This is a genomic window from Capilliphycus salinus ALCB114379 (genome assembly GCF_047276495.1).
In the GTDB taxonomy this organism is placed as follows: domain Bacteria; phylum Cyanobacteriota; class Cyanobacteriia; order Cyanobacteriales; family Microcoleaceae; genus Capilliphycus; species Capilliphycus salinus.
In genome coordinates this window covers 4,022,989-4,036,481 of sequence record NZ_CP178543.1, presented here as the reverse complement: position 1 = coordinate 4,036,481, position 13,493 = coordinate 4,022,989, and the positions used below count along the sequence as shown (strand labels likewise).

The following is a 13,493-nucleotide window of genomic DNA, read 5'->3' as shown; positions in this document are numbered from 1 at the left end:
GTAGTTGAGGATAAATTAATGGCTGAAGAACAAAATGTACCGAAAGAATCTGCTTTGGTAGAAACATCTTCAACGGAAGTGACGCCAGCGGAAGTGGTTCCGAATTCCGAAAAACCTTCGGGTACCCAACCCCAGAAAGAAACGGAAGCTTTACTCGAAGCGATTCAGAATTTAGTTAAAGTGGAACTGCAAACCGCAGCGGAAATCAATCGCGATGTTTATACAGAAGCGGTGAAAAATGTTAGAGAAAGAATTGAGCAGATTCGATTGATTGATAAAGAGCAAATTGAGTCTTCTTTTAAAGCGTTTGAGGCGGATGCTGAGAACAATTTCCAAGGAATTGTTAAAGATTTAGCCGATTTAGGTGAACGGTTAACTAAGGCGACTCAAGCGTTTTGGGATGTCTTAACCGCTCCCCGTGACTCAGAATCTAAATAGTTTAAATCCTCAAATAAAGAAACCCGGAGCGCTTAAACGTTACCGGGTTTTTAGTTGATATGTTTTTAGATATTTGATGGGTTACGCAATCCTAACCCATCCTACAATCTGGGAAATTACTGTCTGAGAATTTCCTCTTTAAAGACTCGACATCCAGTATTGAAAATACTTGCACCACATTCAAGCGGAAAAATTTTCTGGTCAAGTTTGGCACTACAACTAACGTAACCATTATCATCAGTATCTTGCATCATACAATCAATCGGTTGGGCGCCCGACTCAGCAGACCATCTTTTTAAACCAATCATGGCGATGTTGTGGGGATAGTAGAAAATAAAAAGACCCGTCGCCAGCGCCAATATCGCCGCCACCGCCAACCCGAGTTTAAATTTCCAACTGTTGAGGAATCCTCCAACTCCACCCGTGTTATCGGGGGTTGTAGAAGGACGAGGCGGGGGGACTGTGGGGGCTGTCGTTTTTGTTTCGGAGACGGTTTCAATCTTTTTTGTGCTTTCGGGTTGAACTTCCGACATAAAATTGCTCCTCTGTATGGTTTAATCTACGAATCTCTACAGTTTTTTTAGTTAAAATTCCATTAAAATATTCCAATTAGAATTTTAGCTAAATTATGGTCTACTTACATCCGCTCTAGGACAGATATCCCCAACAGGGATAATCCTAATTTTAACGTGCGTGCGGTCAGATCGCAAAGCGCTAAACGAGAGATTCTTTGAACATCTTCTGCTTTCAACACGGGACACTGATCGTAAAATTGATTAAACTTTTGACTGAGTTCAAATAAATATTGACACAAACGGTTAGGAAGCAACTCTTTTTCAACCGTTTCGATGACTTCGTTTAACTGCAATAAATGCTTGGCTAAGGTCAATTCTGCTTCTTCTTGAAGCTTGATTTTCGCCTCAGTTCCCACCTGTTTAAAATCAATTTCTCCTTTGCGACGAATCCCTTGAATTCTCACATAAGCGTAGAGTAAATAAGGCGCCGTGTTTCCTTGCAGGGAAAGCATTTTATCAAAACTAAATACATAGTTACTGGTGCGATTTTGGCTGAGATCGGCGTATTTCACCGCACTCATTCCCACCACCTGCGCCACGTTATTAATAAACGCTTCCGACTCGGTTCTCCCTTCTTCTTTGAGGCGCATTTCTAAATCTTTTCTGGCGCGATTAATGGCTTCATCCAACAAATCCCGCAGCCTAACCGTTTCCCCCGAACGTGTTTTTAATTTCTTCCCATCTTCCCCCAAAACTAAGCCAAAAGGAACGTGAACCACTTCCACATTATCGGGTATCCAACCGGCTTTTCTCGCCACCTGCCAAACTTGAGCAAAATGATTCGCTTGACCGGCATCGGTCACATAAATAATCCGATCCGCCCCATCTTTATTAATCCGATATCGCAGCGCCGCTAAATCGGTTGTGGCGTAATTATATCCCCCGTCCGACTTCTGTACAATTAACGGTAACGCCTCGCCTTCTTTATTTTGAAACCCTTCTAAAAAGACACATTTCGCGCCTTGATTTTCTTCTAACAACCCGGTTTTATCCAAATCTTCAACAACTTTTGGCAACAACGGATTATAAAAAGATTCTCCCCTTTCTTCTAATTTAATATCCAACAAATCATAAATAACTTGAAACTCTCGCCGAGATTGTTCGCACAAAATCCCCCAAGCCCGACGGCTATCTTCGGCGCCGGCTTGCAATTTTACCACTTCTTTTCGGGAAGCTTCTTTAAACTCTTCGTCTTCGTCAAAGCGAATTTTTGCCTTTCGGTAAAATGCCACTAAATCCCCCAAATCTAAAGCATCGGCTGTTGTTAACGCTTCGGGATAAACTTCTCGCAAATAAGTAATTAACATTCCAAATTGCGTCCCCCAATCTCCCACATGATTGAGACGCAAAACCTCGTGATTTAAAAATTCTAAAACCCGAGCAATAGAATCGCCAATAATTGTCGAACGTAAATGGCCGACGTGCATTTCTTTGGCGATATTTGGACTGGAAAAGTCAACAATTACGTTTTGCGGATCGTCAACTTTTGGAATTCCTAAACGTTCATCGGTTAAAACTGTGTTAAGTTCGGTTTCTAAATATTCCGGTTTCAGACGGAGATTGATAAACCCCGGTCCGGCTATTTCGGGCGGTTCACAAATTTCGCTAACATCAAGCTGTTCTATAATTTGAGTTGCGATCGCTCGCGGATTATTTTTCAATGCCTTCGTCAGAGACATCGCCACATTACATTGATAATCCCCAAATTTGGGATTACTCGCCGGAACTAACATCGGGTCAGTTCCCGCCATTTCCTCACCAAAGGCAGCGATGAGGGCTTGATCAAATTTAGCTCTAAGCTCTTGGACGGTAGAAGGCATTGGAAATGATCAACTTAAGATTAAGCGAGTACAGTTTTATGATAAATGAATCTTGCTCAAAACTGTCTATGAGTTGGAAAAGCGGCGCATTTGAGTAATCAGATGATCGAAATAGGGGGCGATGTCTTCGGGGTCGCTGGCGGGTAAACGCTTCAAACTGGCGGCTTTCAACCCTTCCAGCCCGCAAACCATCGCCTGTAGAGGTACATTGAGTTCTTGATAGAGTAATTCCATATAATGCAAGCCTTCTTCGCTGGTGTATTCGGTTTGGCCCCCGGCGATCCCGTAGGTAATACAGCGCAGAAAATGCCAAAAGTCCCGCCAGCAAGCCTTAGCCCGCTCGGGAGGATACAGATCGCCCCCCGGATCGGTAATACCCGGATATTGTGCCAAAACGGTTTCGCGGGCGTCTGTAACGATTGTATCGGCCCGATCGCGCAGCAAACGAGCAACACCGACTCGGGCGAGGGCGGCTGATTTTTCGGCGTCGGGGAAGGTTTCAAAGGTGGCGACCAATTGATCGAGATCGGTATCGCTCGGATAGCGTCCCTCGTCGTCTGCGGCTTGAAACATGGCTATTGTCGCCTCTGGAATTGTCGCCTCCCAGTGGGCAAAGCTAACAATTCGGGCTTTGGGAATCAGTTGTTTGGCTCGTTCGGTGAGCATAGTTTTTTTTAGCTGTAAATCCTATTCTAGATTATCAGATTTTTATTCTTTCTTAGAAGGGTTAATTGATCGGATTCAAGTTTAAGTCTGAGTGAGTAAAACTTAGGTTCGGGAAAGTTTAAGAAAATTAACAATTAATTCCGTGAATATACGAATATCATAATCTCGACGCTATGATAGCTTTGAGTTAAGCATAAATCTCAGGAAAAGGTAGGACTGAATGACTTCCCCAAATACCAAAGAAAACGTGAAAACTGTAGAGAATGTAACCCCGGATACATCAGAAAAAATAACCGACTCTAATTTAGCAGTAATTGGCGGATTGGGAGTCCTGGGCGGACTGGGAGGTGCATCGGTGAGTACGCCTGTAACCGTTGCGGGAGCGGTGGTTTGCGTGGCGGCTTATGGGGCGAAAAAAGCCATTCAAGAAAAAGATTGTTGCGCCCTAATTTCGGTTGCTGGCGGTGCATTTACAGGCGCAGGAATTTCGGCGGTTTTGAGCGGGATGAGTTTGGCTGTTGCAGAAACCGCCGTAGGTATAAGTATGGCTCCAATCGTTGCCGCAGGTGCAACAATTGGATTGGCAGGCTATGGTTTAACCCGGCTGGTTCAACGGGTGATGACCCTTCAAACTTCTAATCCTTTTCCTTTGAAAAATATTATTGTTTTTCCCCTCCGTTCTAAACTGTGAGGGAATCAAGTCTATTGAAGAACAACCCGAGAAGATGCACCCCCTGTGGCTGACATCGACTCGTTAAGTTAGCTATCTTCAACCGGGTGTCTTTCTTTGAGACTTATTTTGACAAAAATCTCGGCGATCGCTTCAAATTTACCTTTCCTTTCAACTTGAACGGTTGAAAAAACATTACAAATTATTAAGACCAGGCTAGAGTTCTCCGTAAATATACGGAGACTGTCACCGATGGGGTTAATGATGCTCAAAGATATCTTTGAAATGCAATAAATCTAAGGTGATGATTGTCGATAAACATTCAAAGCAATTTTGAGCGAGATCTAGCCGTTCTTCTCGCTCTAGCATTGTTACCAGTTTTTGCTGTACATTCAGCAAATATCGGACGTCATTGGCTGCGTAGTTGAGTTGATCATCGGAAAGATTTCCTACATTTCCCCAGTCGGAACTTTGAGAGGTTTTATCGAGTTCGACTTGTTCGAGTTCTTGAACGAGTTCTTTTAAGCCATGTTTTTGGGTGTAGGTTCGCACCAATTTGCTGGCGATTTTGGTACAAAAAACCGGATTAACATCGATATCTAAATGATACAGCAATGTTGCCATGTCAAACCGGGCAAAATGAAAAACTTTTAGGGTGTTTGTCGCTTCTAAAAGCTTTTGTAAATTGGGCGCTTCGGTTTGATCTTTGGCAATTCTAACCGCAGTGACTTGACCTTTTGGATCGCAAAGTTGCACCAAACACAGGCGATCGCGCCAGGGAAGTAAACCCATTGTCTCGGTATCGACAGCCAAGCGATCGGCTGTCAAATAAGTTGATAGAATCTCTTCGGAAATATCGCGATCGCAAACTTGAAAATTATTCATAAGAAAAGTAAAATTAAACTCCGAACCGGATTATCGAGTCCGAACAAAAATCTGAGTAAAATAATACTCTCCCTTGGCATTTTTGGCAATCCCAATCCCGGTTAAATCAAAATTTCCTTCTATGTTGCGGCGATGACCTTCGCTGTTGATCCAACCTTGGACTACTTTTTCAGCGGGATCGGAATATCCCATATTGTACCCGACATTTTCGGCAATCTTCTGATAAGGAATCATCTCGCCAATGGTGTCAAATCGTTGTTTTGATCCCGCATGACTAAATGGAACTTCTCCACTCGCCATCGCCTCGCTATGTTGCTTTGCTTCCTGGCTAATACGCGGATCGAGTTTGAGGGGGGGTAAGTTTTGTGAGGCGCGATATTCATTTACTCGTTGATGAACAGATTGTTTTAATTCATCGAGACTAGAGGTATTCTGAGCGACAGGAAAAGAGGACATTTTGGGGATAGACAATGAAGGAACAATAGAGGTTTTGAAACCCTGTTCTTTTAAAAATAACACAATTATCACAATTGCGGGAATGGCAAAAGGAAGAATATGCGATCGCGGTTTGGGCATGGATTTGTAATCATAATCAATTCTATTCTCTATTGTAATTAATTTTCTCCTGTTCGGGGTTAATAATAACAGTCTTCAGCCTTTAGAGGGGTTAGAAAATCTCCCAATCCCAACTCAACTTACCCTAAATCTTTCAAGGCGTTTTCAGAGTATTAATTAATAGAATATGGTAAGATCGCCTATAAAGCTTAAACTCAGTGCTAATTAGGGAGTGTTTCATCTATCAATTTATGAGTAGTTATAGCCGAAAGAAAAAAACCATATTATTTCTAGCTGCAAACCCCAAACAAACAAACCATTTGCGGCTAGATCAAGAAGTAAAAGAGATTCAAAATGGATTAGAAAGAGCCAAAAAACGCAGCCAATTTAATCTAGAGTATCGCTTGGCTGTTACCGCCAGAGAAATGCAACGGGCGGTATTAGAATTGCAACCTCAATTTGTCCATTTTTCTGGGCATGGTGCGGGAGAAAATGGTTTGGTTTTAGAAGATGAAACCGGACAAGTTAAGTTTGTTAGCGCGAAGGGATTGGCGGATTTATTTCAGTTGTTTAAAACTGATATTGAATGCGTTCTTCTGAATGCTTGTTATTCAGAAATTCAAGCTAAAGCAATTGTCCATCATATTCCCTATGTGATCGGAATGAAGCAGCAAGTCGGAGATCGAGCCGCTCAAGAATTTGCCATCGGATTTTATGATGCGTTAGGGAATGGTAGAGATATCGAATTTGCCTATAAATATGGTTGTACAAGTATCAGCATGGCGGGAATTCCTGAAGAACTTACACCAGTTATTATATCAAAATCCGATGAATCAAACGCCGAAGATATTGAGGAAATAGAGGAAGATTCAACGCCCGAAAATACAGTTGTAGAAAATCCCCGTTCCCACGAAACCTCTACTCTTTCACTTGATGAATTAGAGAACCCAGAAGGTTCGGTAAGTCTGGATTCTCCCTTTTATATCGAACGTCCGCCCATAGAATCAGACTGCTATGAAACTATTTTAAAACCGGGAGCATTAATCAGAATAAAAGCACCCCGACAGATGGGAAAAACCTCTTTAATGCAGCGCATTCTTGCTCACAGCAAACAAAACGAATACCAAACCGCCTATCTAAATTTTCAGTCAGCCGATAGCGAATTTTTCAGCAATATTGATGATTTTTTGCGGTGGTTTTGTGGAACTGTTACCGAAGAATTAGAACTCGAAGATCGTCTCGAAGACTTGTGGAAAGGTAATCTCGGAAGTAAAAATAAATGTAATAACTATTTTCGCCGTTATCTTCTCAAAGCCATCAATCAACCGATAACGTTAGGTTTGGATGAAGTCGATCAGGTTTTTCAACACTTAGAAATTGCCCAAGAATTCTTTGCTTTGCTGCGAGTTTGGCACGAAAACGGCAAGAACCAACCCGGCTGGAAAAAACTCCGTTTGGTGATTGCTCATTCCAAAGAAGTTTATATTCCGCTTAATATCAATCAATCGCCTTTTAACGTTGGTTTACCGATAGAGTTACCCGAATTAACCTTTGAACAAATTAGCGAGTTGGTGAAAAGACACGGGTTAAACTGGTCGGTGCGGGAGGTAAACTCGTTAATGGAAATGGTAGACGGACACCCGTATTTGGTCAGAAAAGCGCTCTATGAAATGACGCGACACGAGTTAAGTTTTGCCGAATTTATCGAAACCGCACCCACCCAAAGCGGAATCTACAACGATCATTTGCGGCGACATTTGTTGAACTTGCAAGATAATGAAAAATTGGCAGAAGCCATGAAGGAAGTTGTCTCAACAAATGAACCGGTTCGACTCGAAGAAAGCCAAGCCTTTCAACTGCGAAGTATGGGTTTAGTTAAACGGGTGGGAAATGATGTGGTTCCCCTTTGTAATCTTTATCGTCTCTATTTTAGCGATCGCTTTGCAGAATAATAATACCCTGTAGGGTGGGTGACATTTGAGCGCTTAACTGTTGAAAACTAACTATTTGCTGTTACCCACCCAAGGGTATTGATGAAATATAAACAGCAATAGGCGGGTTGATATAGGTTACTTGCGGGAAATATACATTTAGACCGAACTCGCCCCTACAGTAATACTATCAATCATTTGTAGTAACAAGTATTTAAAGATGTTATTAAATATATTTCAAATAAATTATTGGCTGATCGCTAAAAAATGTTAAGATTAGAGAAATCGAATTGAAGCGCGAAAATTGTTAGCCAACGCGACTTTATAAAGTTCGGGGATTCCCCGAAGTTAAATCATTTCCCCCACTGCTTAAACCCAATACTGAAGAAGCATTCAGCCTTGAAATTGTTCATTTGCTTAGGTGCAGTAAGTCGGAATATCCTAAAAGAAACATCTCTAAAAAATGGTGATGTTTATGTTAGTGTCGCTCATTTAAGCGACAAAACATCTACCTCAATGACCACAGGAAGGAAAACCCATGTCTCAAACTTATGTCATCAAAACTGTCAAAGCAGGTGACACTTTATTCAAAATTGCCGAACAATTTTATGGTGATGGCAATTTATGGACTAAAATTGCTGCGGCTAATGGCGATATGTTACCGGAAAATGTGAAACCGGGTCAATATATTACGATTCCAAGTTTATCGGATCAAAATGAGACTAATACGAAATACAACAAAAAATGCTACCGATCATCTATCTGCTTTAATCCCCCTAAATTCCCCTTGGAATAATCCCCCTAAATTCCCCTAAATTCCCCGTGACCCCGCCCCCAAACCCCCGCCCCCGTGACCCCCTATTTTGGGGGTAGATTGGGGGCTTTGATAATGAGGGTAGAAGGGGGACTTTCATTTCAATTTATATCAAATCCGGGTGTATAATCAACAAATAACAGGACCAGTACCACAACCGGTGAACAACCTTCCACTGAACCACGTTACTGCCAACACCCAATAGCAGATCATTGATCAATGCTGATTCGGTTTTACAGTTGTCAAAACTATTGCGATTCCCTTATAGTCCAATGATAGTAGGTACTACAGAAGCGGAAAGTTGGCGGTGTCGGTTTCCGTCCCGCCAAACTTTTCAAGAAGCAGCCCGTATTTTAGAAATCTCTACCGCTCGACTGCGAGTTCTCCTGAGCGCAAGCCGAGTCCGAGGTGCCTTTCAATAATTGATAATTAATAATGGATAATGGATAATTCCCTCGACCATTATGTATAGGATTGATAGAGAGGAAATAATTTTTCTTTTTTCTCCTTGAAAGTCGAGGTCTTCAACCTGATTAATTAATTATCCATTATCCATTATCCATTATCCATTGATCAGGAGAGGTCTTCAACCTGATTAATTAATTATCAATTATCAATTATCCATTATCCATTGATCTGATGGGTATTCAACCGGACTTGATATAACTTCTTAGAAAGGGGGACTTAATTACCCTAAATTCCCCTTGGATATCCCCCTAAATCCCCCTTAGAAAGGGGGACTTAATTACTCTTTTCCCCCCTTATTAAGGGGGGCTAGGGGGGATCTTAACCGAGGAACTTGGCAACGGTTTGAACATCTTTGTCACCCCGTCCCGAACAATTTAAAACAATGCGGGGACTCCCTTCCAACTGCGGACAAAGGGTTTCCAAATAAGCGATCGCATGGGCGGTTTCCAACGCCGGAATAATCCCTTCCAACTCCGACAACCGTTTAAACGCATCCAAGGCCTGTTGGTCGGTGACACTATAATACTCCGCCCGTTGGCTGTCTTTCAAAAAACTATGTTCCGGCCCAACACCGGGATAGTCCAACCCCGCACTAATAGAATGGGGTTCGATCACCTGTCCGTCATCATCCTGCAACAGATAACTCATCGCCCCATGCAACACCCCAACCCGTCCTTTGGTGAGGGTGGCGGCGTGTTTCCCCGTCTCGATGCCCTCACCTGCGGCCTCAACGCCAATTAACCGCACCGAGGGTTCGTTGACAAACTCGTGAAACAGTCCCATCGCGTTAGAACCCCCGCCCACGCAAGCCATTAAAATATCCGGCAAACCGCCCCATTTTTCGACACATTGGGCGCGAGTTTCAACGCCGATCACCCCGTGAAAGTCCCGGACGATCATCGGGTAGGGATGGGGTCCAGCCACCGAACCGAGAATGTAGTGTGTTGTTTCTACGTTCGTTACCCAGTCTCTAATCGCCTCTGAGGTGGCATCTTTGAGGGTGCCGGTCCCCGCCTCGACCGGTTGAACTTCCGCCCCCAGCAGGCGCATTCTAAACACGTTCAGCGCTTGTCTTTCCATGTCGTGAACCCCCATATAGATCACGCATTTCAAGCCAAACCTCGCACAGACCGTAGCTGTGGCGACGCCGTGTTGACCCGCCCCGGTTTCGGCGATAATCCGCTGTTTCCCCATTTTGACAGCTAATAACGCTTGAGCCAAGGCATTATTAATTTTATGGGCGCCCGTGTGGTTGAGGTCTTCCCGTTTTAGGTAAATTTGCGCCCCGGTGCCGTCGGGTTTGGCGTAATATTGGGTTAAACGTTCGGCGAAGTACAGCGGACTCGGACGGCCAACATAGTCCCGCAACAGTTGTTGTAATTCTTGTTGAAATTCGGGGTCGCTGCGGTACTGTTTGAAGGCGGTTTCTAGTTCCGCCAAAGCCGGCATTAATGTTTCGGGAACGTATTTTCCCCCAAATTGGCCGAAGCGTCCGAGGTGGTCGGGGCGTTGGCTGGAGGTGGGTTGAGAATCCGGGCGAATGGGTGTTGTGGTCACTGGCTCAAAACGTTAACTGAACGATTTCTATTATTATAGAATCCAACCGTCTGGCTGTTAACTGATTTTAGAATTTATTTGAGATGGGGGCGGGTTTAGAAAAGAGTTTTGTAGGGGCGGGTTCCGAAACAATCTCTGTCTCTCATTCAGGATTTATATAAACCCGCCCCGACCGTTTTTTTGGGGTGGGTTGATGGGTGGGGGCGGGTTTAGAAAAATAATTGCTAATTCACGTAATTTTTGACAGAACCCGCCCCTACAGTTTTTGTTTGTTGATGGGTTGGGGGCGGGTTTATCAAAAAGTTTTTTTTGGGGTGGGTTGATGGGTGGGGGCGGGTTTAGAAAAATAATTGCTAATTCACCCAATTTTTGACAGAACCCGCCCCTACAGTTTTTGTTTGTTGATGGGTTGGGGGCGGGTTTATAGAAAAGTTTTTTTGGGGTGGGTTGATGGGTGGGGGCGGGTTTATCAAAAAGTTTTTTTGGGGCGGGTTCTCAAACAATCTCTGTCTCCCAACAATAATTTATATAAACCCGCCCAGACCGTAAAAATCTACCAATTTTCAATTGAACAGTTCGATGAAAAACTCAATAAAAAACCCGGTTTCTCAAAGATTAACTTCAGGTCATCCGTTCACCGCCTTGAAAAGGCGGTGCCTGCGGATGACTCGCTTCCCGATTGACATCCTCCTCTCGGTAAACCAAGAGGACTCCTGTAGGGGCGCAAGGCCTTGCGCCCCTACAATGCCGTTAACCGGTTGCCAACGAGGGTAAAAAGCTGACAATTTGCGGAAAGACAACAATCAGGACTAACACAAGTAATTGCAGGAGAATAAACGGAATTGCCCCTTGATAAATGTCTTCGGTTTTGACTTCGGGCGGTGCGACTCCCCGCAAATAAAATAACGCAAACCCAAACGGAGGAGTGAGAAATGAAGTTTGAATATTCGCACCGATAACCACCCCAAACCAAACTAAATCCATGCCAAAGTTTTGGGCGATGGGAACGAGTAACGGCACGACAATAAACACAATTTCAAAAAAGTCGATAAAAAATCCCAGAATAAAAATCAATAACATCGTAATCAATAAAAAGCCGATTTCTCCTCCGGGTGTATTGGAAAGGGAATCTCTAACTAACTGTTCGCCGCCGAGTCCTCGAAACACCAAACTAAAGGCTTTTGAACCAATTAAAATAAAGATAACCATGCAAGTTGTTCGCAGGGTGGCGTCACAAACTTGGCTGAGATTTTCCCAACTGAGTCGGCGGTTTACTGCGGCTAATATCATCGCCCCCACACAACCAACGGCACCCGCTTCTGTTGGGGTGGCTATCCCAAAAAATATCGTTCCTAATATTAGGGTAATTAGCAAGATTGGCGGAATTAAAACCTTAACAATTTTGCCTCCGAGTCCGGGTTGTTCCAACACTTCTTGGGGCAAAGCGGGGGCAATATCTGGGCGCAAAAATGCTACAATTAACACGTGAACTAAAAATACTCCCGTCATTAATAAACCGGGAATTAAAGACCCGATAAATAAGTCCCCAACCGATACGCCGAGTTGATCTCCTAAGACGACTAAAACCACACTGGGCGGAATAATTTGTCCGAGGGTTCCCGATGCAACAATCACTCCGGTTGCCAACTTTTTGTTGTAGCTATATCGCAGCATTGTGGGCAGAGAAATTAATCCCATTGCAATCACCGTAGCGGCAACAACGCCCGTTGTAGCGGCGAGTAAGGCACCAACAATTATCACCGCAACCGCCAACCCTCCCCGCAACCGTCCGAATAAAATCCCCATCGTTTCTAAGAGGTCTTCGGCGATGCCGGATTTTTCTAACATTGACCCCAAAAAGATAAAATAGGGAATGGCAAGCAGGGTAAAATTATTCATTGTCCCGAAAATTTGTTGGGGCATTGCCGACCACAAAATTGGGTCAAATATTCCTAATGCCATCCCAACAAAGGTAAAAATGAGGGCGACTCCTCCCAGAGAAAAAGCGACGGGATAACCAACGGCGAGGAAGACTAACACCGCCCCAAACATTAACAGACTGAGTAAATCGGGGTTCATAGAATGCGATAATGTTTAATCTGATTTATGTTCAAAAACTTGAGGTTTTTTTGGGTGAGTTGGCAAAGTTTTCTGAGATTTTACCCATCAAAAAAATGTTTTCTACATAATTATTGATTCCTCCGGCTATATCCTTCGGATAGGCAACGCCTACGCCACTCCCGAAAATATCCCCCCGGCTTCGCCACCCCCCTTATTAAGGGGGGATTAAGGGGGGATCAAGGGGGTTGGGGGGATCTCAACGTGTAGCAATAGGTTCTTGAATAAACGTATTTTTTGCATTTATTCTATTGCTCGGCGACTCGGGTCTTCAATTTCGGGGTTGATAATCCCTTTAAAGATGGCAAAGTTTTTAATGGCTTCCGAAATGCCTTGAATAATTAATAGCACAAAACAAACAATAATTAAGGTTTTAATCGGATAACGGGGTAAACCTCCCGGATCGGGTGAAGTTTCTAAAATTGCCCAAGAATTGCTAATTGCACCCCAAGAGTAAAAAATCACCATCACACAAAAGGGAATCAGAAACAATACGCTTCCCAAAAAATCAACTAAGGCTTTATATTTTGTATTGAGACGACTTTGAATCACATCAACCCGAACGTGTTCATTATGTTTTAAAGTGTATGCAGCACCCAACAGAAACAGGACATCAAAAATATACCATTGGGTTTCAATCAGGGCGTTTGAACTGAGGTTTTGACCCATAGCCCGCCCCACATAACGCCCTACAACGTTCCAAGTTCCGACAGCAATCATCAATAGGGATAACCAATAAACAATCCGACCAATATATTCATTAACTCGGTCAATCAGTCGAGAAATCTGCAACAGAACTTGCACAGTTGACTCCAATTTGTAATCAATTTAACAGATAGACTCTCCTTAATCTTATATCATTAAAATCACTTCGGCTTCAAGACTGTAGGGTGCATCAAACACAAAGTTTTGTAAAAAGCAAACCCAGATTTAAGGATTTGCACAGGACGACTGTAGGGTGCATCAAACACAAAGTTTTGTAAAAAGCAAACCCAG

At 43.4% G+C, this 13,493-nt stretch carries 13 protein-coding genes; 5 read left to right on the top strand and 8 right to left on the bottom strand.

What is annotated here, in order from left to right; all coding sequences use genetic code 11:
- The first annotated feature begins 18 nt into the window (after positions 1-18).
- Positions 19-438 carry a hypothetical protein gene (locus ACL6C3_RS16735; protein WP_413160064.1) on the top strand — a complete coding sequence of 140 codons (420 nt, stop codon included), beginning with the start codon at positions 19-21 and terminating at the stop codon, positions 436-438.
- Positions 439-554: 116 nt separating this feature from the next.
- On the opposite strand, the gene ACL6C3_RS16730 is transcribed toward ACL6C3_RS16735, so the two are convergent.
- From ACL6C3_RS16730 to ACL6C3_RS16720, 3 genes are all read right to left on the bottom strand, one after another.
- Positions 555-971 carry a hypothetical protein gene (locus tag ACL6C3_RS16730; RefSeq protein WP_413160063.1) on the bottom strand — a complete coding sequence of 139 codons (417 nt, stop codon included), beginning with the start codon at positions 969-971 and terminating at the stop codon, positions 555-557.
- Between the two features lie 104 nt (positions 972-1,075).
- A complete protein-coding gene (gene argS, locus ACL6C3_RS16725; RefSeq protein WP_413160062.1) occupies positions 1,076-2,833 on the bottom strand; it encodes an arginine--tRNA ligase in 1,758 nt (585 codons plus the stop codon).
- Positions 2,834-2,899: 66 nt separating this feature from the next.
- Entirely contained in the window at positions 2,900-3,499 is a 600-nt protein-coding gene (locus ACL6C3_RS16720; protein WP_413160061.1) for a phycobilisome protein, read from the bottom strand.
- Between the two features lie 220 nt (positions 3,500-3,719).
- Here ACL6C3_RS16720 and ACL6C3_RS16715 point away from each other — a divergent pair, with 220 nt between their 5' ends.
- Positions 3,720-4,190 (top strand): hypothetical protein, encoded by a 471-nt coding sequence (locus ACL6C3_RS16715; RefSeq protein WP_413160060.1) that lies wholly within the window; start codon positions 3,720-3,722, stop codon positions 4,188-4,190.
- Positions 4,191-4,427: 237 nt separating this feature from the next.
- Here the strand turns inward: ACL6C3_RS16715 and ACL6C3_RS16710 are convergent, their stop codons facing one another.
- Positions 4,428-5,054, bottom strand: coding sequence for a ribonuclease H-like domain-containing protein (locus ACL6C3_RS16710; protein WP_413160059.1), 627 nt, complete (start codon positions 5,052-5,054; stop codon positions 4,428-4,430).
- Positions 5,055-5,084: 30 nt separating this feature from the next.
- Positions 5,085-5,510 (bottom strand): CAP domain-containing protein, encoded by a 426-nt coding sequence (locus ACL6C3_RS16705; RefSeq protein ID WP_413160058.1) that lies wholly within the window; start codon positions 5,508-5,510, stop codon positions 5,085-5,087.
- 350 nt (positions 5,511-5,860) lie between these two features.
- Here ACL6C3_RS16705 and ACL6C3_RS16700 point away from each other — a divergent pair, with 350 nt between their 5' ends.
- From ACL6C3_RS16700 to ACL6C3_RS16690, 3 genes are all read left to right on the top strand, one after another.
- Positions 5,861-7,561: an AAA-like domain-containing protein gene (locus ACL6C3_RS16700; protein ID WP_413160057.1), complete on the top strand. Its 1,701-nt coding sequence runs from the start codon at positions 5,861-5,863 to the stop codon at positions 7,559-7,561.
- 517 nt (positions 7,562-8,078) lie between these two features.
- Complete coding sequence (locus ACL6C3_RS16695) at positions 8,079-8,336, top strand: LysM peptidoglycan-binding domain-containing protein (RefSeq protein WP_413160056.1); 258 nt, start codon at positions 8,079-8,081, stop codon at positions 8,334-8,336.
- A 290-nt stretch (positions 8,337-8,626) separates the two neighbouring features.
- The gene (locus ACL6C3_RS16690) at positions 8,627-8,776 is read left to right on the top strand and encodes a hypothetical protein (protein ID WP_413160055.1); all 150 of its coding nucleotides are present in this window, start codon (positions 8,627-8,629) and stop codon (positions 8,774-8,776) included.
- Positions 8,777-9,140: 364 nt separating this feature from the next.
- Here ACL6C3_RS16690 and trpB read toward each other — a convergent pair whose 3' ends face one another.
- The 3 genes from trpB to ACL6C3_RS16675 all read right to left on the bottom strand — a co-directional run bounded on the left by trpB (position 9,141) and on the right by ACL6C3_RS16675 (position 13,301).
- Entirely contained in the window at positions 9,141-10,379 is a 1,239-nt protein-coding gene (gene trpB, locus ACL6C3_RS16685) for a tryptophan synthase subunit beta (RefSeq protein WP_413160054.1), read from the bottom strand.
- Positions 10,380-11,129: 750 nt separating this feature from the next.
- Entirely contained in the window at positions 11,130-12,458 is a 1,329-nt protein-coding gene (locus tag ACL6C3_RS16680) for a TRAP transporter large permease (RefSeq protein WP_413160053.1), read from the bottom strand.
- Positions 12,459-12,740: 282 nt separating this feature from the next.
- Positions 12,741-13,301 (bottom strand): TRAP transporter small permease subunit, encoded by a 561-nt coding sequence (locus ACL6C3_RS16675; protein ID WP_413160052.1) that lies wholly within the window; start codon positions 13,299-13,301, stop codon positions 12,741-12,743.
- Positions 13,302-13,493: the final 192 nt, after the last annotated feature.